20 protein-coding genes are annotated in these 21908 nt (G+C 70.2%); 11 read left to right on the forward strand and 9 right to left on the reverse strand.

Annotated elements, in window-relative coordinates; all coding sequences use genetic code 11:
• Positions 1–41: 41 nt before the first annotated feature.
• Positions 42–2717 carry a carbohydrate binding family 9 domain-containing protein gene (locus IT184_13575; GenBank protein ID MCC7009831.1) on the reverse strand — a complete coding sequence of 892 codons (2676 nt, stop codon included), beginning with the start codon at positions 2715–2717 and terminating at the stop codon, positions 42–44.
• A 274-nt stretch (positions 2718–2991) separates the two neighbouring features.
• Between IT184_13575 and IT184_13580 the strand changes: the two genes are divergently transcribed.
• The 4 genes from IT184_13580 to IT184_13595 all read left to right on the forward strand — a co-directional run bounded on the left by IT184_13580 (position 2992) and on the right by IT184_13595 (position 6981).
• Positions 2992–3531, forward strand: coding sequence for a BON domain-containing protein (locus tag IT184_13580; protein ID MCC7009832.1), 540 nt, complete (start codon positions 2992–2994; stop codon positions 3529–3531).
• Positions 3532–3972: 441 nt separating this feature from the next.
• Positions 3973–5076, forward strand: a complete 1104-nt coding sequence (locus IT184_13585; protein ID MCC7009833.1) for a SurA N-terminal domain-containing protein — start codon at positions 3973–3975, stop codon at positions 5074–5076.
• 14 nt (positions 5077–5090) lie between these two features.
• Complete coding sequence (locus tag IT184_13590; protein ID MCC7009834.1) at positions 5091–6260, forward strand: sulfotransferase; 1170 nt, start codon at positions 5091–5093, stop codon at positions 6258–6260.
• 88 nt (positions 6261–6348) lie between these two features.
• The gene (locus tag IT184_13595) at positions 6349–6981 is read left to right on the forward strand and encodes a hypothetical protein (GenBank protein ID MCC7009835.1); all 633 of its coding nucleotides are present in this window, start codon (positions 6349–6351) and stop codon (positions 6979–6981) included.
• 196 nt (positions 6982–7177) lie between these two features.
• Here IT184_13595 and IT184_13600 read toward each other — a convergent pair whose 3' ends face one another.
• Positions 7178–8113, reverse strand: a complete 936-nt coding sequence (locus IT184_13600) for a DUF1080 domain-containing protein (GenBank protein MCC7009836.1) — start codon at positions 8111–8113, stop codon at positions 7178–7180.
• A 180-nt stretch (positions 8114–8293) separates the two neighbouring features.
• On the opposite strand from IT184_13600, the gene IT184_13605 reads away from it, so the two are divergent.
• On the forward strand, positions 8294–9109 hold the full coding sequence (locus tag IT184_13605) for a DUF2236 domain-containing protein (GenBank protein MCC7009837.1): 816 nt from the start codon (positions 8294–8296) through the stop codon (positions 9107–9109).
• A 104-nt stretch (positions 9110–9213) separates the two neighbouring features.
• On the opposite strand, the gene IT184_13610 is transcribed toward IT184_13605, so the two are convergent.
• From IT184_13610 to IT184_13620, 3 genes are read right to left on the reverse strand one after another with little or no spacing between them, the layout of a single operon-like run.
• Entirely contained in the window at positions 9214–9987 is a 774-nt protein-coding gene (locus tag IT184_13610) for a Nif3-like dinuclear metal center hexameric protein (protein ID MCC7009838.1), read from the reverse strand.
• Positions 9984–10859 carry a Nif3-like dinuclear metal center hexameric protein gene (locus IT184_13615; protein ID MCC7009839.1) on the reverse strand — a complete coding sequence of 292 codons (876 nt, stop codon included), beginning with the start codon at positions 10857–10859 and terminating at the stop codon, positions 9984–9986. Before IT184_13615 ends, IT184_13610 begins: the two co-directional genes overlap by 4 nt.
• A 9-nt stretch (positions 10860–10868) precedes the next feature.
• Complete coding sequence (locus IT184_13620; protein MCC7009840.1) at positions 10869–11627, reverse strand: 6-phosphogluconolactonase; 759 nt, start codon at positions 11625–11627, stop codon at positions 10869–10871.
• Positions 11628–11752: 125 nt separating this feature from the next.
• Here IT184_13620 and IT184_13625 point away from each other — a divergent pair, with 125 nt between their 5' ends.
• Positions 11753–12412, forward strand: coding sequence for a hypothetical protein (locus IT184_13625; GenBank protein MCC7009841.1), 660 nt, complete (start codon positions 11753–11755; stop codon positions 12410–12412).
• Here IT184_13625 and IT184_13630 read toward each other — a convergent pair.
• A complete protein-coding gene (locus IT184_13630; protein MCC7009842.1) occupies positions 12392–13828 on the reverse strand; it encodes an NADH:flavin oxidoreductase in 1437 nt (478 codons plus the stop codon). The genes IT184_13625 and IT184_13630 overlap by 21 nt on opposite strands.
• Before the next feature lie 68 nt (positions 13829–13896).
• Here IT184_13630 and IT184_13635 point away from each other — a divergent pair, with 68 nt between their 5' ends.
• The 3 genes from IT184_13635 (at position 13897) to IT184_13645 (ending at position 16498) form a co-directional block, all read left to right on the forward strand.
• Positions 13897–15279, forward strand: coding sequence for a glycoside hydrolase family 88 protein (locus IT184_13635; GenBank protein MCC7009843.1), 1383 nt, complete (start codon positions 13897–13899; stop codon positions 15277–15279).
• A 4-nt stretch (positions 15280–15283) separates the two neighbouring features.
• Positions 15284–16069, forward strand: coding sequence for a 3-ketoacyl-ACP reductase (locus IT184_13640; GenBank protein MCC7009844.1), 786 nt, complete (start codon positions 15284–15286; stop codon positions 16067–16069).
• 63 nt (positions 16070–16132) lie between these two features.
• A complete protein-coding gene (locus tag IT184_13645; GenBank protein ID MCC7009845.1) occupies positions 16133–16498 on the forward strand; it encodes a polymer-forming cytoskeletal protein in 366 nt (121 codons plus the stop codon).
• A 26-nt stretch (positions 16499–16524) separates the two neighbouring features.
• Here the strand turns inward: IT184_13645 and IT184_13650 are convergent, their stop codons facing one another.
• Positions 16525–17580 (reverse strand): NAD(P)-dependent alcohol dehydrogenase, encoded by a 1056-nt coding sequence (locus IT184_13650; protein MCC7009846.1) that lies wholly within the window; start codon positions 17578–17580, stop codon positions 16525–16527.
• Positions 17581–17666: 86 nt separating this feature from the next.
• Here IT184_13650 and IT184_13655 point away from each other — a divergent pair, with 86 nt between their 5' ends.
• A complete protein-coding gene (locus IT184_13655; protein MCC7009847.1) occupies positions 17667–18518 on the forward strand; it encodes a DUF4159 domain-containing protein in 852 nt (283 codons plus the stop codon).
• Positions 18519–18556: 38 nt separating this feature from the next.
• On the opposite strand, the gene IT184_13660 is transcribed toward IT184_13655, so the two are convergent.
• The gene (locus IT184_13660; protein MCC7009848.1) at positions 18557–19114 is read right to left on the reverse strand and encodes a YbhB/YbcL family Raf kinase inhibitor-like protein; all 558 of its coding nucleotides are present in this window, start codon (positions 19112–19114) and stop codon (positions 18557–18559) included.
• Between the two features lie 55 nt (positions 19115–19169).
• On the opposite strand from IT184_13660, the gene IT184_13665 reads away from it, so the two are divergent.
• A complete protein-coding gene (locus tag IT184_13665; GenBank protein ID MCC7009849.1) occupies positions 19170–20612 on the forward strand; it encodes an Nramp family divalent metal transporter in 1443 nt (480 codons plus the stop codon).
• Positions 20613–20667: 55 nt separating this feature from the next.
• Here IT184_13665 and IT184_13670 read toward each other — a convergent pair whose 3' ends face one another.
• Positions 20668–21891 carry a hypothetical protein gene (locus tag IT184_13670; protein MCC7009850.1) on the reverse strand — a complete coding sequence of 408 codons (1224 nt, stop codon included), beginning with the start codon at positions 21889–21891 and terminating at the stop codon, positions 20668–20670.
• Positions 21892–21908 lie beyond the last annotated feature (17 nt).

Raw genomic sequence — 21908 nt, forward strand, 5'->3', positions numbered from 1 at the left:
CCGGCGCCGGCCGTGGCGCTCGAGATGGGTCTCGGGCGCGGCTACGGGTTCAGCCAGTAGCTCCACTTCAGCACGACGACGTTGTTCGCGCGTCCGTCGAAGAGGGAGCCGAAGCCGCGGCCGACCGAGAAGTCGGACATCGCGGCCTCGTTCAACCGATCCTGCTGCCACACGAGGTACAACGTGCTGCCTGGCCGGTACTCCCAGCGCAGCACGGCGTTGCCGCGGAGCGATCGGGTCGTGAACGTCCGGTCGGCCACGGTGAACGGCGCCGCGGGCCCGCCGGCGTCAGGGTCGACGACGTACCTGCCGCCGTCGCGGACGATCGTCCCGACGTCCTCGCCGTACGTCTTGAAGCTGTAGCCCGACGGCGACTGGAACTCCTTCGGCAGGCCGTAGTCGCCGTGCGAGACGAGGGGCTGGGCGTAGATCTCGAGCGTGAGGTTCGGCGTGAAGGTGTAGTTCAGGCGCGTGATGATGCTGAACTGCCGCTGGTCGAGGGGCGCGAAGATGTACCGCGTGCCGAACGTGGAGACCATCTCCGGGTCTCTGATGGCGGTGACGTACTGCGCGTGCTGCCGGTTCTGCACGAGCTCCGGCCCGAACGAGAGGTTCCAGCGCGGCGACGTGCGGACGTCGAGGCTCAGGCTGGTCGTCCGGTTGTCGCTGCCCGCGTAGTCGGCCACGAGCGCGAACGCCGCGGTGCCGGTGATCGCCTTGCGCGGGTCGGAGCGCAGCGACGCGTTGTAGCGCCACGTCGTCGGCCGCATCGCGAGCGGGCCGCCGCGGGTGAGCCGATCGTCGGTCCGCTTGGGCTCGTACCAGTAGCTCGTCGTGAGCTGCCAGTAGCTCAGGTGCGTGAGCGTCAGCGACGTCCAGTAGAAGTAGTCGATCACGTTGCCGTCGAAGTTCTTCGCGCGGTTCACGTAGGTCGTCGAGCGCCAGTCGCGCCAGATGCGGCCCGGCCGGCGCTCGCTGTACGTCACGCCCTGGCCGAACGCGCGGCGATCGGCACGCTGCTGGAAGCCGACGTCGTTGATCTCGTAGCCCGGCGACATCGTCTGGAGCCAACTGTCGGTCGTCCAGTGGAGGCCGGCGGTCTTGCGCATGTTCACCGACGCGGCCACGCCGTTGAGCGACGTCCGCGTGGCGTCGTACGTGAGACGCTTCGCGTCCGGCCGCTGCAGGTAGCGGGTGGAGGAGCGCTGGGTGGCGCCAATGGCGGCATCGCTGCCGCCGACGTGGCTGCCGACCAAGAAGCCGGAGACGACCCAGCTCCGGTTCGCCCACTCGTGGATGAAGTCGAGGCCGGCGGTGTACGCCTCGGCGCGCAGACCATCCGCCCGCGGATCGCCTGCGAGATCGCGGTTGGCGGCCGTGACGATGCCGCCGATGTTGCTCTGGCCGCGCCGAAGATCGCGGCTCGTGCGGCCGATGAAGTAGTTGGTGCGCGGTTCGACCATCGCGCGCTGCGACAGGCCGTTGCCGTCGCGGTACTCACCGAACTCGGATCCGGTGACCGCTTCGAGCAGGCCGACGTTCCAGCCGCTGGCCGTCTTGCCGGAGAGCTTGACGGCCCCGAGGATCGTGGCGGTGTCGGGCACGTCGGCTGCGTTGGCGAGCGGCAACTGCGGCGCGCGTCCAAGACGCCGCGAGTACAGCACGCCAGCGGCTTCGGCGCTCGGCCCGCCGACGGCGCCGCCGAACTTGAACGCGTTCGCACCCTCGACGAAGAACGGCCGGCGCTCCTGGTAGCGCGTCTCGAACGCCGAGAGGTTGATGACCGCCGGGTCCACTTCGACCTGTCCGAAGTCCGGGTTGGCCGTCGCCGTGAGCGTCAGGTTGGACGTGAGCCGGTAGCGCGAATCGAGGCCCGCGTTCATGGCCAGCTCGCGATCGCCGGCGAGCGCACCCGGCGCGCCGGCGCGGCGGCTGGTGCCGACGGCGTACGGCAGCAGCTCGAGGCGCCGCCCCGGCTCCACGCCGCGCAGACCCGTGAGATCGCCGTAGGCGGGCACGCCCGCCTGCCCCGACTTGGGCGTGAAGGCGAACCACGCTTCTTCCTGACGGCGGTTGATGATGCGCGCGAGCTGCAGACCCCACGTCTGCTCCTCGGCCGGCGCAAAGCCGAGCTGGCTGAACGGGACGCGAATCTCCGCCGTCCATCCGTTCTCGTCGATGCTCGTCGCCGCGTCCCACACCGCGTCCCACGCGAGATCGCCGGTGTCGCTGCGGCCGGCGATGATCGAGTCGCGCCGCACGCCCGACGGGTTGACCTCGAACACGAATGCGGTGCGCCGATCGTAGAAGCTGTCGATGCCGATGCTGAACCAGTCCGACGACGACGTCGCCATGTCGCGCCGGCCGAGCCTCGTGGTGATCGGACTGCGATCGAAGAAGCGGCCCGCGATGTACACCGCCTCCGCGTCGTACGCGATTCGCACTTCGGTCCGTTCGCTGACCGGCATCCCTTCCTGGGGATCGCGCTGCGTGAACGTGTCGATGGCCGGCGCGGCTGCCCACGCCGCATCGTCCAGCTTGCCGTCGATGACGGGAGGCGTGCCGGCGCGCACTGCGGCGGCGACGGCCGCGGCACCGGCGCGGTCGGCTGGCCGAGGCGCGGTCGAGGAGGACCCGGCGGCAGCCTGGGCCCAGGACGTCAGGGGGAGCAAAGCGGCGAGGGCTGCCGCGGGAAACGCACGTCCGAGCTGTTGCACGCCGACGATCCTACAACGCCGCCCGAACCGCCGGCCCAGGGTCTTGCCGGCGCCCCGATCCGGGCGTTGGCGGCCTCGACCTGCACATCATGGGCAGGCGGCGGGCCTGCTCTTGGCGCCCGGAAGGGCGTCGTCGGCGGCAAGACCGAGGTTGGACGGGCATGCTTCCTGCACAACAGCCCGGCAGCGCAGGCTGCGCGCCGGTCCACCGTCCGGTGGACCGGATTCCCGCGGCGATGTTGCCGCGCGTATTCGCACAGAGGTGGAGAGAGACATGAAGCTCGCATTGGCTACGTGCGTGATGGCCGTGTGTCTCGCCGGCTGCCAGGCGTCCAATGAAGCCGCTGGCACCAACGGGAGGAACGCGGATGTCGTGGACTCCGTCCGTCACTCGCTCGATCAGGCGCAGCTCGAGGACGTCTCTACCAATCAGGATCGCGACAAGGGTGTCGTGACGCTGAGCGGCAGCGTGCCGACCGAGGCCGACAAGCAGCGTGCCGAGACGATCGCGAAGACCGCGGCGCCGGGCCAGATCATCGCGAACGAAATCAAGGTGCTGCCGGCCGGCATGGAGAGCGAGGCGAAGTCGACGATCGCCGACATCGACAACGGCATCGAGAGCAACGCCTCGGCGGCGCTTCGCAACGCCGGGCTGCACGACGACGTGAGCGTGGACGCCACGGCCGGCGTCGTGACGCTGACGGGCGACGTTGCGACCGACGCCGCACGCCGCCAGGCCGAGAAGACCGTCGCCGGCGTGCCGAACGTCAAGCAGGTGATCAACAAGATCGAGATCGAGCCGCGCGGCCGTTAGCGGACGCCGGCTCGGATCGGCACAGCACGCGCGGTACTTCCCGTGCGTGCTGTGCCGTCGTGTCCCCGCCCACCGAACCTCACAGGAGCTAGAAACGACCGTCGTCCGGCATCCGCTGCCGTCGTCCACTCTTCGCGCGTCTGCGCTGGCTATCGGGCGGCCCGAATCGTTGAGGAGTCGCGACGCCCGCTCCGAAGGGAGCCGTGTCCATCGTGCCGGAAGAAGACGCCACCTCTCGCACCCGGGCCATCGTGAAGAGCGAGATGCCGAAGTGGCGCGGCTGCGACGGCCGGCGAGATGGAAGACGGCCGGCCGGCCGGGCGCGACGTCATCGAGGTGGCCGGCTGGTGAGCCGCCCGAGCCGCAGCGTCGGCTACACTGTGGAATCCGAACGGGACGCCATCGGGGTCGTCGGGTTCGTTCAGGGAGAGCGAGATGCCAATGATGAAGGGGCCGCGGTTCTGGGTCGCGGCGATGGTCATCGCCGGCGTGGCGATGTCCTCCGCGTGCCGGTCCTCGTCGCAGCCGTCGGGGACGCCGCCGGCCAACGTCTGGGCCACGGTGGACGGCCGCACGATCACGCGCGACGACGTGGAGAAGCTGTATCGAAGCACGACGCAACCGAACGCCGCGCCCCTCTCGGACGACGAGATGCTGGCGACGAAGCTGAGCGTGCTCGACGATCTCATCAGCCAGGACATCCTGCTGGCGAAGGCGCGAACGCTCGGCGTCGCCGCGACCGACAGCGAGATCGAGGCGGCGATCGCCGAGCAGAAGCGCGGCATGTCCGACGAGGACTTCCAGAAGCAGCTCGGCTCGCGCAGCCTGACCGTCGACGATTTCCGGAACGGCCTGCGGCGCGAGATGTCGGTCCAGAAGGTGTTGGATCGCGAGGTCACCGCCAAGGCCGTCATCACCGACGACCAGATTGCCGCGTTCTACAACCAGAACAAAGCGCAGTTCAACCTTCCCGAGGCTCAGTACCGCATCGCGCAGATCGTCGTCACGCCCGCGCGGGATCCGCAGCTCAGGAACCGATCGGGCAATGATGCCGGATCTGTCGACGAAGCGACGCGGAAGTTCGACATGCTGCTCGAGCGGCTGCGCGCGGGCGCGGATTTCGCGGCGCTGGCGATGGACTACTCGGAGGATCCCCAGTCGGTGGCCCAGGGCGGCGACATCGGCTTCGTGTCGCGATCGCAGCTCAACGACGCGCCGGCGGCGTTGCGCGACGTCGTGCTGAAGACGGCGCCCGGCTCCGTGAGCACGGTGGCCGGCGGCGGTTCGCTCACGATCATCAAGGTGCTCGCGCACGAGCCGGCCGGCCAGCGCGAGCTGGGCACGCCGGCCGTTCGTGACGGCGTCCGCGATCTGCTGCAGCAGCGCAAGGCCCAGTTGCTGCGCGTCGCGTACATCACGGCCGTACGCGACGAGGCGACGATCTTGAATCACCTGGCCCAGATGGTCCGCGATGCCAACGGCGTGCCGCCCGCGCTCGCGACGGCACCGGCGGGTCCGGCTCCGGCCGCGGCGTCGGGCAAGTAGCGCCGCGTCCTGCGATGTCCGGCATCGCCGGCCGCCTGATCCTGCTCGTTTCGCAGCCGCGAGCGGGGTCGACGCTGCTGCAGCGCATGCTCGGGCGTCACCCCGACGTGCACACCTGCTCGGAACGCTGGATTGCCCTGCATCCGTGCTTCGCCCTTCGCGAAGGCCTGTGGACGCCATACGGCCACGACCTCGCGCGAAGGGCGACGATGGACCTGCTGCGCGAGTTGCCGGAAGGCGAGGCGGCCTACTGGGAGGCGGTCAGGCGCCTGCTGGGCCACCTCTACGAACGCGAGCTCGCGGTGTCGGGCCGGCGGCGGCTGCTCGACAAGACGCCCCGCTACTACTTCATCCTGCCGGAGCTTCGACGCCTGTTTCCGGAAGCGCGCGTCCTGCTGTTGATCCGCCATCCGCTGGCCGTGCTCGCGTCGGTGCTCGACACATGGGTGGGGACGTCGGATGCGGCCGACATCGTGGGGTTCTGGCACGACCTGTTCTCGGCGCCGGTCCTGATGCGGAAGGCGATGGCCGAACGAGACGACCACACGTCCATCGTGCGGTACGAAGAGCTGGTTTCGCAGCCGGGCGACGTCATCGGCTCGGTGTCGCGCTGGCTGGATCTCGGCCAGGGTCCTGACCTCGTGGAGTACGGCGCCGACGGGTCGGCGCCGTGGCGGTTCGGCGACAGCGGCACGGCGTTTCAGCAGACGCGTCCCATGGCCGATCGCGCGCACCGGTGGCCCGAGGTGCTGCGGCGCCATCCGCTGTGGCACGCGCTCGGCGCCGTGTATCTCGATCGGCTTGGAGACGATGTGCTGCGCGCGCTCGGGTACGACGTCGGAGAGACGCGCGATCTGCTCGGCGCGGAGGCGGTCGAGGAGAGCGCACGTCGCGCGGCCGCCGCGCTGCTGACCGAGCCGCCGTCGCCAGACGTGATGCGTCGCGCCGCCGCCGCCGCGCACGAGCGCGCCTCACGGCTGGACCAGGCCGCCGCCGAGCGGCTCGCGATCATCGAGGAGCAGCGATCCGCCATCGCGGCGTTCGAGGCGGCGGTCGCCGGCCGGGACGCCGAGATCGCCAGGCTGCAGCACGCGCTCGACGAGGCCACGGCCATGCCGGCTGGCGATCGGGACAAGACCGCCGTGCCCCCGGTGTGGCGTTCTGTCGCTCGTCCCAAGCCGTGACGGCGGCATCGCCGGCTCTGCACCGGCGCCGTGCGGCGCTCGCGTGCCGGCACGAGACTTGATTGGCCTCATGGGCAGGAGACCGCCCGTGAGCACATCGCTCAAACAGCTTCTGTTCTGCGCACTGCTGATCAGCGTCATCATGCCGGCGAGGGCCTGGTCGCAGGCGGCTGCCGCGCACCTCCAGATACTCGGCGGCGTGACCGACGCGGCGGAGCGTGCGCCGATGTTCGGCGCGGCGCTCGGCCTGCGGCTGACGTTCATCGAAGTGGATGTCGAAGCCGGTCACTTCAACAACGTCCTGTCGAAGACCCTGCTCGACGCGCTGAACGACCTCCAGCGCGAGCGCGACCTGCCGGTTCAGGCCATCGCCGAGCTGCCGGCCAACTACGTGCTCGGCACGCTGCGGATCATCCCGGCAGCCGGGCCGATCCGGCCGTTCCTGAGCGTCGGCGGCGGCGTCGCGCGCCTCAAGCCGCGGCTCAAAATCGTGGTGGAGGGGATCTCGCTGGGCGACGTCTTCGGGCTCACCACGCTCGGATCGCAGGACGAGCCGATCGCGACGGTCGGCGCCGGGCTCCGGATCGATCCCGGCAAGATCCACCTCGAGGTCGGCTATCGGCTCGTGGCGGTGTTCACGAACTACCGCGGCTTCAACATCAGCGCCAACGGCGCGACCTACGTGAACAACATCTACGGCGCGTTGGGCGTCCGATTCTGACGCACGACGCGTCGCGCTTCAGACGCTGAGGCCGGCGCCGCCGGCCTCAGCATGCTTCTCAGGATTCTTCCTGCACACGCACGCCAGGTCGAACCCGCTGCACGAACGACGCCCTTCCCAACCTTTCTTAACCTTTTCCCTCTTTCCTTTGCCCTCTGCCCTTTGCCCTCTGCCCTTCTACTGGCTCTCTGCCCTTCTACTGCAGGTCGTACCCCTTCAGTCGGCGAATCCAGACGTTGCGGTACCGCACGGGATGGGCGTGGTCCTGCAGCGTCAGCGGCAGCTCGGCGTCGTGTGGGACGTACTGATGGACAGTCTGCGTCGGTGAGGTCGGGCCCATGACGGCGCGCCGATTGTGCACGACGACCCCGTTCCAGACGACCGTGAGGTAGGCAGGTTTCGCGAGCGCCGTGCCGTTGAACCGCGGGGCTTCGAAGACGATGTCGTAGGTCTGCCACTCGCCGGGACGTCGCGCGGCGTTGACGAGCGGCGGATCCTGGCCGTAAATCGCGGCGGCCTGGCCGTCAGCGTACGTGAGGTTCTCGAACGAGTCGAGCACCTGGACCTCGTAGCGGCCCATGAAGATCACGCCGCTGTTTCCGCGATCCTGGCTCGCGCCGCGGCCCGGCGACGGCGTGGCGAACTCGAGGTGCAACTGCACGTCGCCGAAGCTTTCGCGGGTGCGCATCGAGCCGGATCCGGCGCCGGTCTCGAAGTAGCCGTCGTGAATCGGCCATTTCGTGTCCACGAGCTGGCCATTGACCGTCTGCGCCCACTTCGAGAGGTCCGTGCCGTCGAACAGCACGATCGCGTCCGACGGCGGAGCGCCCGGAGCCGCGCCTGGCGTGACGACGCGCGGCCGCGGCCGCGCGTTGTCATGGATGATCCAGGGAGTGCCCGGGATCTCCGCCAGCTTCGTGTACCCGACGATCGCGCCCCGTTCATCGCACACGCGCCCATCGTCGGGCGGCTGTCCGCCGCGGGGCGCCGGACACGGCGTCGGCGCCGTCTGCGGCACGGGAGCCTGCGACGGTCGCGCGTCGAGGACGCCGGCGATGGTGAAGGCCGCGACCGCGCTGAGCACGACGCGGGCAGTCGATCCGAAGGCCAGAACGGTCGGTCGGAGAGCCATCTCGCACCTCGATGTCTGAACGGGACGGCGATCATAGCATCGTGTTGTCCAGGCCCGGCGTGCCGAGGCGTGCGAGCGTCCCGCGAGCGACACAGGTGCCGGACGCGGTCCGCGAGCCCGGTTGCACGCTCCGCGCCGCGCAGCCGGCCCTTCCGATTCGACGGACAATGATCGAGACACGTGACTGAGGTGGCGATGACAGAGGGCCGGTTGGGACGCGTGTCCGACCGGATCAACGGCGAGCGCCTCGTGCTGCTCGGATGGCCCTGCGCCATCCTGATGCAGGTCGCGCACCCGCTCGTTGCCGCCGGCGTGGCTCGTCACAGCAGCTTCCGCGACAGTCCGACCGCGCCGATCAGGCGACTGCACCACACGGTGCGCGCGATGCTCGGCCTCACGTTCGGCGACGCCGACGAGCAGGCGCGCGTCATCGCGACGATCCGCGACATCCACACGCGCGTGCACGGCACGCTCGGCGAGCGCGTCGGCCGCTTCGCGGCCGACGCGCGGTATTCCGCCGAGGATCCCGCGCTCGTGCTCTGGGTCCATGTCACGCTCATCGCGACGACGGTGCGCGTGTACGACGCGCTGGTGGGCACGCTGACCCCCGGCGAGCGCGACCAGTACTGCCGCGAGAGCGCGCCGGTCGCCGTGGCGCTCGGTGCCGACGACCTGCGGGTGCCGCGAGACTGGCGCGCGGTGACGGATTCGGTGGACGCGATGCTCGCCTCCGGCGATCTCATCGTCGGGCGCGAAGCGCATGCGCTGGCTCGCGCGCTGCTCCACGCCGCGATCGTACGGGCGATCGGTCCGGCGGGATGGGCCCAGCGGGAGCTGACCGCGGCGTGGCTGCCGCCCGCGCTGCGCGCGCAGTACGGTCTGGCCTGGGACGAGCGGCGCGCGCGACGGTCCGACCGGATCATCAAACTCATCAGGGGCGTGCGACGAGGATTGCCGGGTCGCCTCGCGCGCTGGGCGCCCGCGCGGCACTCGTGAGACGACGTGAACGCGCCGACGGCTGAGGGACGGTCGTCGTCTCGACGGACCGCGCACGGCCGACGCGTCAGATCAGCGGCGTCCGCCGCAGTCTTCGGGGCGCATCACGCGAACGGCTCGCCGGCCGGCATCCACTCGATCGGCACGGCCGGCACGGCAGCCCGCAGCCATGCCGCGACTTCCTGCATGCCCCAGTCCTCCGACATCATGTGGCCGAGCAGGATCACGGCCTTCGGACGGCCGAGCGCCATCGCGTCGAGCGCGTACTCGGCGTTGCCGCCGGCTTCCGGCGTCTCGCCGCCGATCGCCACGTCGATGTCGGCCGTCAGGGCCGGCACGCCGTAGCCTGGTCCGAGCGCGATGCGCGTGACGGGCATCGCGGGATCGCCGCAGACGCGAAGCGCGCGCCCGCCAACGCGCGCCGCCATGTCGCGTGCGAGCGCGCGAAGCGACGTCCGCGGAACGACGTACACGCGCGGCTCGGTCGGCGACTCGCGGCCGGCGAGGCCGAGCACACGCGCCGAGCCGACCACGAGCGGGTCCGGCTCGATGAGGTGCGCGTGATCGTGGAAGCGGAACACGACCATCTGGTGATCGGCGATGAAGCGCTGCTTGGCCCGGTACACCCCGTTGGCTTCGAGCGCGGCGGTCTGATCGAGATGCGTGTAGAACGTCGGCTCGTGCGCGATCACGAAGTTCCTGCCGGCCGCCGCGGCGCGCTGGAGCAGCTCGAACGTCGCCATGCCGGTCGTCGCGATCCCGCGAACCTCGGTCGCCGGATCGCCGGCTTTGAACGTGTCCACCGTCTCGGCACGCCACGCGATGCCCTGCGCCGCGAGCTGCTGCCGGATGCGCGCGACGATGTCGGCGGCGGTCATGCGAGGGGATTCCAGTACGGATCGTCGAGCACGAACGGCGTGACCGGCACGTCAGGCACGATCGTCTTCAGCCACGCGGCGCAGGCGCGCACGCCCGGCGCTTCCGAGACGACGCGGCCAATGGCGATCATCCCCTTGGGCTCGCTTGCCGCCGCGGTGTCGAGAACGTACGGCACGGCCTCCCATTCGCGGGGTTCGCCGGCGAGGATCGCGTCGGCGCGACCAAGGTTCGCGAGCGTGCCGGGCAGGTCGGTGGCGCCGGCGCTGACGAACACCGTGCGAACGGGTAGGGTCGCGCGGCCGACCCGCCGCACGCCTCCGCGGAGGGCCAGCCGGCGGCGCACGATCTCTTCGAGGCCGCCCAGCGTGGTGTCGGCAATCCGGTAAACCTGTTCGGTGCCGGGCACCGGGCTCCCGCGCCAGCCGAGCAGATCGGCCAGCGCCGTCGACGCCTCGCTCGGGCGCCGCGCGCTCCAGTGATCGCTGACGCGCCAGATCACCAGCCTCGCGCGATCGATCGTCTCGCGCTTGGCGAGGTACACCGCGTCCTGGGCCCGCGCACCGGGATTGTCGTTCGCGGCGTAGAACGTCGGGCCCAGCGCGACGATCATGTTGTGCCCTGCCGCGGCGGCGCGGCGGAGCACGTCGATCGTCGGCAGCACGGCGACGCCGATGCCCGTCACCGTCGTCGCCGGATCGCCAGCCTTGAGGCCGTCGGCGCTCGTTTCGCGCCACGGCATGCCGACCTGGCCGCGGACGCGATCGATCACGTCGGCGGCGGTGATGGTCCGGGCGGCCGAGGAACGCGTTCCGGCCGCGACCGTGCCGATTGCGGTCAGCACGAAGCGGCGCCGGGACAGCGGTGCGCTCATGACGCGATGCTACGAGGACACGCGGCGCGCCCGCGTCGCGGGCTCGAGCGCGCGAGCGGCCGCGTCGTCGAGATAGAGCGTCACGTTCGGGTGCGTGCGCAGGATCGACGCCGGCACATCGGGCGAGATCTCGCCTTCGAGCGTCGCCTTCACCGCGGCCGCCTTTCGCGCGTCCGGCACGACCACGAGGATCTCGTGGGCTCGCAGCATCTGCCGGATCGACATCGACACCGCCGTCGCCGGCACGTCGTCGATCGCCGCAAACCAGCCTTCGCTCACCTGCTGCCGGCGGCACGCCTCGTCGAGCGACACGACGATGTAGGGATCGGGGGTGGAGAAGTCGGCGGGCGGGTCGTTGAACGCGAGATGAGCGTTCTCGCCGATGCCGAGCCACGCGAGGTCCACGTCGGCCGCCGACAGCAGCGCATTGAGCTCCGCGCGCGAGTGCTCGGCGTCCATGCCATCGATCAGGTGAACGGTGGCGACGCCGGTGGGCCGCACCACGTTCCCGACGAGCAGTTGCCGGAACGCGGCGGGATGATCGTGCGGCAGACCGATGTACTCGTCGAGCTGGAAGATCTCCACGTGCCGCCACGGAACGTCGGGGAGGGCCGCCAGCGCACGCTGGAACTCGAGCTGGGACGCGGCGGTCGCCGCCACCACGGTGGCATGCCCGCGCGCGGCCACGATCCGCTGCAGCGCGGCCGCCGCGTGCTCGGCGGCCGCGCGGCTCATCGCGTCGCGAGTTGGGTAGATGCGAACGTCCATGACGTCATTGCTCCGGATGCGCAGGTGGCGCCGCCGCGCGCGGCCGCCGACAGTGTAACCGAGCACGCAGGGGACGCCGCCGGAGTAAGCTGTCGCCGTTCCCGCAGACGAAAGGACACGCTCAGATGATCCTGCCGGCTCGGCTCCTGCCGCTGACGTTCCTCGTCATGCTCGCCGCCGTCGTCGCAACGGCCGGCGTCGCGCAGCACGCGATGACCGCCAAGTTCGACGGGTCGTCGGAGTGGGACCTCGACGGAAACGGCACCTGGGCGATGAGGCCGGGAATGCTGGCGCTGGAGAAGGCCGGCGTGCCCGGCGGGCCGATCCGGCGTCCGGGCGCGATGGCCATCTTTCGAAGTCCGGTCGTGACGGATTTCATCGCCGACATCGAGCTGCGGTCGACGGCGCCCGTCGATCTGCTCGTGCGCGACGTGCTCCTGATCTTCGGCTACGAGTCGCCCATGCGCTTCTACTACGTGCATCTCGCAGCGAAGACCGACGGCGTGCACAACGGCATCTTCCTCGTGGACCATGCCGATCGGCGGCGGATCGACGCGCCCTCCAGCACGGCGCGCCTCACCGATCAGCGATGGCACCGCGTGCGGCTCGAACGGCGCGGATCGACCGGGGCCATCCGCGTGTTCTTCGACGACGATCCGATTCCGATGCTGTCGGCGATCGACGGAACGATCGCGTCCGGGCGCGTTGGCGTCGGGTCGTTCGACGAGACCGCGGAGTTCAGAGCGTTCACCCTGCGCGATCTCTCAGCCACGCCTCCCAGGTAGGCGCGACGACGCCTTCGCCTGCTCGAGGCGCCCGTGATCGGCGTGCGCCGTGTAGAACGGGTCGAGCGGATAGCAGCCGGACACGAGCCCGTTGCGCGGGCCCGACGTGCAGTCGCTGAAGGTGCGGCAGAGCGCGCCGCGGCGAAGCGGCCGGCCGGCGAGCACGTCGGCGGGGAAGTCGGGATACGAGAGCATCATCCGGCCGAGGCCCACGACGTCGACGCCGCCCTCGCGCAGCGCGCGCTGCGCGACGTGCGGCAGCCACTCCTGAAGATACGTGTAGCCGCTGCCGACGATCACGAACTGCGGAAAGGCCCTCTTCAGATGCCACGTCACGGCGACGTGCCGGGCGACGCCTGCCAGCGGATCTTCCGGCGGAAGATAGCCGTCGCTCGGCGGAAAGAGCGCCGGCCGGACCACGTGCGGGCAGTAGTACGGACTGCCGCCGGTCACGCAGAGGAGCCGGATGTCGAGCGCGTCGAGCGCGGACAGGACGTCGCGCGCGTCGGTGAGCATCGCGTCCGGGTCGTCGTCACGGACTCGCCCGAACGCGAAGTCGTCGGGCGTCTCGACGGTGGTGTCCGGCGCGCCGATTCCGTCGGCCCCGGCGCGAAACGGGGCTGTGTCGAACGCCGAGAGGCGGACGCCGATCGCGAGGCCGGGCGCAACCGTTCGGATACCTTCGGCGACGTTCCGGAGAAAGCGCAGGCGATGCGCGAGCGGGCCGCCGTAGCGCCCGTCGCGGGTCCGCGCCGTGAGCAGTTCGTGCCCGAGGTACCCGTGGCAGTGCTTGATGTCCACGAAGTCGAAGCCCAGCTCGCGCGCGAGGTACGCCCGATCGACGACGTCCTCGCACAACCGATCCAGCTCGTCGTCGCTGAGCACACGCAGATGCGGCGTGCGGCGATCCAGCCCGGGATGCCGGTACGCCGCGAGCGGTGCCGGCTCGCCGCCGGGATCCGGCCTGGAGAAGCGGCCGGAATGCGTCAACTGCAGGCCGACGCAGAGCCGATCGGCTGCGTCCCGCCCGTAGCGTGCCGCGTGCGCATCGCGCAGCGTCGCGGCAAGGGCGCCGATCGCGCCCGCGGTGTCGCGGGTGAGCATGAGCTGCCGCGGGTTGGCGCGTCCGTCATGGCGCACGGCCACGGCTTCGCCGCCCCAGACCATGCCGGCGCCGCTTTCGCCGAAATGCCGCCAGCGGCGGCGCGTCAGATCCGACGGGCGGCCGTCGGTCTCGCCGTCCCACCCTTCCATCGGCAGCACGGCGAGCCGGTTCGCCACGCGGCGGCCGGCGACGTCGATCGGCTGCGCGAAGGGCGACCGCTCCGGCGGAAGGAGCTGGGCATCGAGCGGCAGGGCGATACCCGACGACGTCAGGTGCGCGGCGAGCGCGTCGGGCGTCTTGAAGGACGCCATCCGGGGATAGCGCGGCGCAGACGGCACGGGCGATCGGTAGCGTAGCAGGTGCGGCTATGATGCCGCCGATGCGCATCCCCGACCAGCCCCACGCCCCCGCGGACCTGCTGCCCGCCATCGATCGGATGTTCGCGCTGTCGGCCCGGAAGATCCGGCTCGTCGAGGACAGTTGGCTCCCGTTGGAAGGCGCACCCGTCTTCACGATGGGCGGCTGCTACACGGCGCGCGGCTGGACCGAGTGGACGCAGGGCTTCCAGTTCGGATCCGCGCTCCTGCAGTTCGACGCCACCGGCGATCGCGAGTTCCTCGAGCTCGGGCGGGCGAGGACGCTGGAACGGATGACGCCGCACCTGACGGCCACGGGCGTGCACGACCACGGCTTCAACAACGTGAGCACGTTCGGCACGCTCTGGCGGCTGGCCGTCGAACAGCGCTTCGAGGTCGACGGGTACGAGCGCGACCTGTATGCCCTCGCGCTGAAGGTCAGCGGCGCCGTGCAGGCGTCACGGTGGACCGCCATTCCGGGATCGGGATTCATCTACTCGTTCAGCGGCCCGCACTCGCTGTTCATCGACACGATGCGCACGCTGCGGGCGCTGGCGCTGGCGCACCAACTCGGCCACGAGCTGTCGATCGAGCAGGACGCCAAGGTCAGCCTGCTGCAGCGGCTCGTCGAGCACGCGCGCACGACCGCCGAGTTCGCCGTCTACTACGGCCGCGGCCGCGACATCTACGACGTGCGGGGACGCGTGGCGCACGAGTCGGTGTTCAATCCGACGAACGGCAGTTACCGGGGTCCCGGCACGCAGCAGGGCTACTCGCCCTTCAGCACCTGGACGCGGGGGCTCGCCTGGGCCATGCTCGGGTTCGCCGAGCAGCTCGAGTTCATCGCCACCGTGCCGGACGATGCGCTGCACGGCTGCGGTGGCCGAGACGCGATCGAGGGCTGGATGACGGAGGCGGCCTGCGCCGCCTCCGACCACTATCTCGATCAGGCGACCGCGGCCGACGGCGTCCCTTACTGGGACACGGGCGCCCCCGGGCTGCTCCGGCTCGACGGGTGGCAGGACCGCCCTGCGGATCCGCTCAACGGCCTCGAGCCAGTGGACAGCTCGGCTGCTGCGATCGCGGCGCAGGCGCTCATCCGGCTCGGCCGCGTGCTCGATCGACGGGTCGGCCACGCCACGCGCTACGCGCGCGCCGGCCTCGCGATCCTGGCCACGCTGCTCGACGACACGGGACCGTATCTGAGCACCGGGAAGACGCATCAGGGCCTCTTGCTCCACGCGGTCTATCACCGGCCGAACGGGTGGGACGCGACACCGTCTGGCACCGCGGCGCCGCGCGGCGAATCGACCCAGTGGGGCGACTATCACCTGCGGGAGGCTGGCCTGCTCGTTCGGCGGCTGGCGACCCAGCAGCCGTACCTCACGTTCTTCGGCCCCGCGTAGTCGCATGGCGGGGCCCGTCGCGCTCGTCACCGGCGGCACGCGCGGCATCGGCCTCGGCGTGGCTCGTGCGCTCGCGGCGCGAGGCTGGGATCTCGCGATCTGCGGTCTGCGGCCGCCGGCGGCGGTGGCCGACGTGATCGCCGACCTCGAGCGCGGCGGCCGGCGCGTCCTCTACGTCAGCGCCGACGTCGCCGACGCGGCCGCGCGCACACGGCTCCTGTCCCGCGCGATCGACGCACTCGGCGGCGTCGACGTGCTCGTCAACAACGCCGGCCGCGCGCCGCGCGTCCGGGCGGATCTGCTCGAGGCGTCTCGAGACAGCTTCGACGAGATCATCGACGTCAATCTTCGCGGGCCGTACTTGCTGACGCAGCAGGTCGCGCGGCACCTGCTGGAGCGCCAGCGCGCGGCGGACGGCGCCGGCCGTTCGCTCAGGCAGGCCGTCGTCTTCGTGACGTCGATCTCGGCCGTCACCGTCTCGCTGAATCGAGGCGAGTACTGCGTGAGCAAGGCCGGGCTCTCGATGGCCGCGAAGCTCTATGCCGCGCGGCTCGCGCCGCACGGCATCCCCGTCTTCGAAGTCCGGCCCGGCATCATCGAGACCGACATGACGGCGGCCGCGCGCGAGGCCTACGACCGGCGCATCGCCGGCGGTCTCGTTCCGGCACGTCGCTGGGGCACGCCGGCCGACGTCGGCGACGCCGTCGCGGCGCTCGTCTCGGGCGAGCTCGGCTTCGCCACCGGCAGCATCATCGACGTGAGCGGCGGGCTGCACATCCCGACGCTCTAGGCCGGACCCGTTCGCGACTTTGCGATGTCGATCGCCTCGGCCGTCTGCGAGAATGTGCACATCATGGCGTTGATCGGCAAGACCCTGTTCGTGCGCGGTGAAGTGCAGACGCTCGACGACCTCACCATCGAGGGCAGAGTCGAGGGACAGATCTTCGGCGAGGGGCGCGCCATCGTCGTCGCGCCGGGCGCCGACATCACGGGCGACATCCTCGCGGACGACATCACCGTGTTCGGCCGGCTCGCCGGCCAGCTCGTGGCGACCGACGTCGTCGACGTCCGGGCCGAGGCGCACGTGACCGGTCAGGTCATCGCGAAGCGGTTCATCCTCGACGAGGCCGCGCGGTTCAAGGGCCGGGTCGAGCCGCAGCATCTCGAAGCCGCCCTGCGGGTGGCGAAGTTCCAGCAGCGCAAGCGGCACGCGAACTGACCCGCAGCCGTGGCGGCGGCTCCTCCTCAGAGCGTTCCGAGGTCGACCACGAACCGATAGCGGACGTCGCTCCTGAGCATGCGAGCGTACGCGTCGTTGATGGCGTGCATCGGGATCACCTCGACGTCGGCGGCGATGCGGCGCTCGGCGCAGAAGTCGAGCATCTCCTGCGTCTCGGCCACGCTCCCGATCATCGAGCCGGCGATCGATCGGCGCTTCGGGATGAGCGCTGCCGCGTCCAGGCCCGGATGCCGGACGTCGGGCAATCCCACCAGCACGAGGACGCCGTCGCGCTTGAGCAGGCCCGAGTAGGTGCTCAGGTCGTGGGCAGCCGACACCGTATCGATGATGAGATCGAACGACTCCTTGCGCGCGTCGAGCGCGACCGCGTCGGTCGAGAGCACCGCGTCGTCCGCCCCGAGACGTTTCCCGTCGTCGAGCTTGCCGCGGGAGGTCGTGAATAGCACGGTGTGGGCGCCGAGCGCGTGCGAGAACTTCACCCCCATGTGGCCCAGTCCGCCGAGGCCGACGATCCCGACGGTGGTGCCGGCGGTGGCGCCCCAGTGCTTCAAGGGCGAGTAGACCGTGATGCCGGCGCAGAGCAGCGGCGCGGCCGCCGCCGGATCGAGCACGTCGGACAGGCGGAAGCAGAAGTGCTCGTCCACCACGAGCGCGCGCGAATAGCCGCCGTACGTGTACTGTCCGGGCAGGTGCGCGTCCGGGCTGTTGTAGGTGAACGTCGGGTCGCCGGTGCAGTACTGCTCGAGGCGGTCCTGGCAGCTCCGGCACGTGCGGCACGAGTCGACCATGACGCCGACCGCGCACAGTTGTCCCGGCACGAAGCGCGTGACGCCGTTGCCGACGCGGCGCACACGTCCCACGATCTCGTGTCCGGGCACGCACGGATAGTGCGTGCCGGTCCATTCGCTGCGGACGGTGTGCAGGTCCGAATGACAGACGCCGCAGTAGAGCACGTCGAGCTCGACGTCGCGCGAGGTCGGGTCACGGCGTTCGATGGTGAGCGGAGCGAGCGGGGCGGACTTGTCGAGAGCGCCGTAGGCGCGGAAGTTCGTCGTAGACACCTGGACATTGTAAGAGGGCTCGAGGATTCCATCGGTCGGGGGCCAGGAATGGTGAGCCGTGGCGCCCCTTCGCACTACACTGAGGCATGGCCCGGTCTCGTCCGCAGCCACGCCGGATTCGCTCGCGCGTGCGGTTCGGGGCGATGCTCGCGCTGGCGCTGATGGTGGCGGCCGCGGCAGCCGTTGCACAGCGTGGCGGGTTCGGACGGCGAGGCGGATGGACGATCAGCACGCCCTGGGTGTACGACGGCGCGTTCGTGTTCTGCCGTCTCTCGTTCAGCCAGTCATGGGACGGCGACGGCGGCGGCTGGTCGGTGGACTATCCCAAGTCGGATCTCAACTTCCCGTTCAGGCTCGGCGAGCTGACCGAGACGCCGATCAGCCACGACAGCCGCGGCGAGCCCAACCACGTCATCGTGGCGCCGACCGATCCCAACCTCTTCAAGTGTCCGTTCGTGATGATGACGGAGCCGGGCGGCGCGTTCTTCAGCGACGAGGATGCCGCCGCGCTGCGCGAGTACCTCCAGAAGGGCGGCTTCCTCTGGGCAGACGATTTCTGGGGCGAGTACGCGTGGGCCGTGTTCGAACGGGAGATCCGCAAGGTGCTGCCCGCTTCGGAGTATCCGCTGCGCGATCTGCCGCCGGCGCATCCGCTGTTCAGCATCTCGTACGGCATCCGGAAGGCGCCGCAGATTCCTTCGATCAACTTCTGGTTCGGCAGCGGGTTCGAGACGTCGGAGCGCGGGTTCGACAGCCGGGACGTTCACGTGCGCGGGATCGAGAACTCACACGGTGACGTGATCGTGTTGATCACCCACAACACCGACTTCGGAGACGCGTTCGAACGGGAAGGCGAAGACCGCCGCTACTTCGACGCCTTCGCCGCCAGCGGCTATGCGTTCGGCGTCAACGCCTTCCTCTACGCGATGACGCACTAGGCGGAGCGGCCGGCCCTCGAGCAGGGCGCTGCACCGCACTACCGCCCGTACCGTGCCGTGAACGTGGCGCTGCCGAGCGAGTTCATGTGCACGTTGAAGCCCACCAGCGCGCCGCTGGCCTGCGCGTCCAGATCGAGCCTGTCCGCTTTCAGGGCATGGACGGTGAAGACGTAGCGGTGCGGCTTGTCGCCGGCCGGCGGACACGGTCCGCCGTAGCCTGGGGCGCCGAAATCCGTGCGTGTCTCGATCGCGCCGGCCGGCAGCTTGCCGCGGCTCGCGCCGGTGGGAAGCGACGTCACCGACGCGGGGATGTCGATCACGACCCAGTGCCAGAAGCCCGAGCCGGTGGGCGCGTCGGGATCGTAGACCGTCACGACGAAGCTGCGGGTGTCGCGCGGCGCCCCCGTCCACGACAACTGCGGCGACACGTTGCCGCCCGTGCAGCCGAAGCCGTTGTAGATCTGCGCCGGGGCGAACGCCCCGTTCTTCACGTCGGCGCTCGTCACGTGGAATCCGCCGGCTCGCGCCTGTGCGCCCGCTGCCGACGGCATCGTCGCCGCGGCGATCAGCGCCAACATCGCGAAGGCCTTCTTCATGACGTCCCTCCAGTCATTGACTCGTCAGGATAGCGCGCATAGGCTGGCGGCTGTCATGGCCACGAACACCGCTGCCGGGTCCTCGTCGCCGGCCGACGCGCGCGATGCGTGGCCGGAGCCGGTCGTGCGCGATCTGCCGCCGCTGCCGTCGAACAAGTGGCACGTGATCGGCCCCGGCATCGTTGCGGCGGGCGTCGGTCTCTCGTCGGGCGAGTTCATCCTGTGGCCCTACATCTCGGCGAACGTCGGCCTCGTCTTCCTCTGGGGCGCGATCGTCGGCGTCGTCACGCAGTTCTTCCTCAACATGGAGATCGAGCGGTACACGCTGGCGACCGGCGAGACCGCCATCACCGGCTTCACGCGCCTGTGGCGCCACTGGGGGCTGGTGCTGGCGATCATGGTGTACTTCGCCAACCTCTGGCCCGGCTGGGCGCTCAGCTCGGCCACGCTCGGCTCGTATCTGTTCGGCGGCAGCCCGCAGGTCATCGCGGTCGTCATGCTCGTCGTCATCGGCATATCGCTGACGTTCGCGCCCGTCGTGTACGTTGCGCTCGAGCGCATGATCTTCGTCAAGGTCGCGGCGGTCGTGACGCTGGCGTTGCTGGCCGCGGTCTTCGCGATCCAGCCGGAGTCCTGGCGTGAGCTGCCCGGCGGGCTGATCAACGTCGGCTACTTTCCGAGCGAGCTCGGGTTCCCGCTGCTCTTCGGCGCGATGGTGTTCGCGGGTGCCGGCGGCGGCCAGAACCTGTGCCAGAGCAACTGGATCCGCGACAAGGGCTTCGGCATGGGCCAGTACGCGCCGCGGCTGGTCAGCCCGGTGACCGGCGTGGAGCAGGCCGTCGAGGCGCGCGTGAGCTACCGGTTCGAGCCCACGGCGTCGAACATGGCGCGCTGGCGCGCGTGGTGGCGCTTCGCGAACGTCGAGCAGTGGTCGAGCTTCGTGCTCGTGACGGTGCTGACGATCGCGCTGACGTCGATGCTCGCGCACTCGACGCTGTTCGGCCACCCGGGCCTGCCGAACAGCGTCGCGTTCCTGCAGCTCGAACGCGACGCGCTGGCCGGAAGCGTCGGGTCCTGGTTCGGCGTGCTGTTTCTGGCCACCGGCGCGTTTTCGCTCTTCGGGTCCGCGATGGGGATCATCGACTACACGAGCCGCCTCGCGGCCGACGTCCTCAAGTCCACCTACCTGAGCGCGTCGCCGCTCTCGGAGAGCCGCCTGTACTTCGGCCTGGTCTGGGGACTCGTCGCGATCGGCGTGACGGTCCTCCTGTCGGGCATGACGCAGCCGCTGGTGCTCCTGATCATCTCGGCCTCGACCGGCGGGCTGATGATGTTCGTGTACTCAGGCCTGTTGATCGTGACCAACCGGCGGCGTCTGCCGGTGGAGATCCGTCCGCGTTCGTATCGGCTCGCATCGCTGGTGTGGGCCACGGCTCTCTTCGGTGCGATGGCCGCCGTCACGATCTGGCAGCAAATGTCGAGCGTCATCGGACGATAGGCGCGGAGGCGAGGGTGCCACGTCGCGACGATGCGACGTCGCGCTGAGCAGCGCCTCAGTCCGACGATGGAGTACGCACGTGCCGGCGCTCGGGCAGCCCCTTGCGGGCGTCCGGGACGAGCACGAGCGTGCCGATCGCGATGAGCACCACGGACAGCCATCCCATCGCGGTCATCGACCAGCGTGTCAGGAGCGCGAACCCCACCACGGGCGCGAGCAGGCCGCGCACACCGGTGAAGAACGTGTGCACCCCCATGTAGTCGGCGACGCGGCTCGGCGGCGCGATCTTCGTGACCCAGAGCGTCCAGGCGACGTCGCCGCCGGCCACCGACACGCCGTAGGTGATCGCGGCGATCACCAGGCCCGTCATCGAGTCGCTCGTGAAGAACGACACGATGCCGATCGCGAACCCGACGTTGAGCGTCATCCGGACGACGAAGAAGTTCGCGTGGTCGAAGAGCCAGCCCCACACAGGGCTCATCACGAGACGGGCGACGTTGGGCACGACGCTCGTGAGCAGCGCGATCACGTCCGCGCGCAGCCCGAGCCGGTACTGCGGATTCGCCAGGTACTCGATCCGCATCGGCAGCATCATCAGGTTTGCGAAGCCCATGAACATCCACGAGATCAGCGTGGTGCGGAACACGCGATCGTCGGCCAGATGACGGAACGCGCGCAGCGGATGCTGCTCGCCCGACAGGTGCAGCGGCTGCGACGGTACGCGCGCCAGGCACCAGCCGGCGCCGCCGAGCGCCGCCGCGTAGATGCCGAGGAGCGCGCGCGAGTACTCGATGTTCACGGTCAGCAGCCAGCCGGCGCCGAGCCCGAACACCACGGCCGTGACGATGCGCAGCATGATGGTGCGCGAGAACAGCCGGCCGCGCGCCGCCTCCGGGTAATTGTCCTGGTAGAGCTGCGTGAGCAGAGGGTGCACCGCGGCGGAGCAGGAGATCGCGACCATGCTCGCGATCACGAACACCCAGGTGAGGGGAAGCACCGCGGCCAGCGCGAACGCGGCGGCACCGGCGAACGAAAGGCGCGCGGCCGCCGCCGCCACCGGCGTCCGCGCCGCCTCGACGCGCGTCACCAGTGCTGGCGCGAGGACGTAGCCGAGCCCGGACGCCGCCGCGACACACGCCTTCGCAACCGGCCCGGCGGCGAACCAGCGCACCGCGATGAGCAGCAGGAAGGTGCCGCTCGCGGTTTCGACGATGCCGGCCGCGATGCTGCGAAGGCTCTCGTACCGGTAGGTCAGCCGCGTCCGTTCGTCGGCGAGCACGGGAGGATTCTACGGTG

Source organism: Acidobacteriota bacterium (assembly GCA_020853395.1).
GTDB lineage: Bacteria > Acidobacteriota > Vicinamibacteria > Vicinamibacterales > SCN-69-37 > JADYYY01.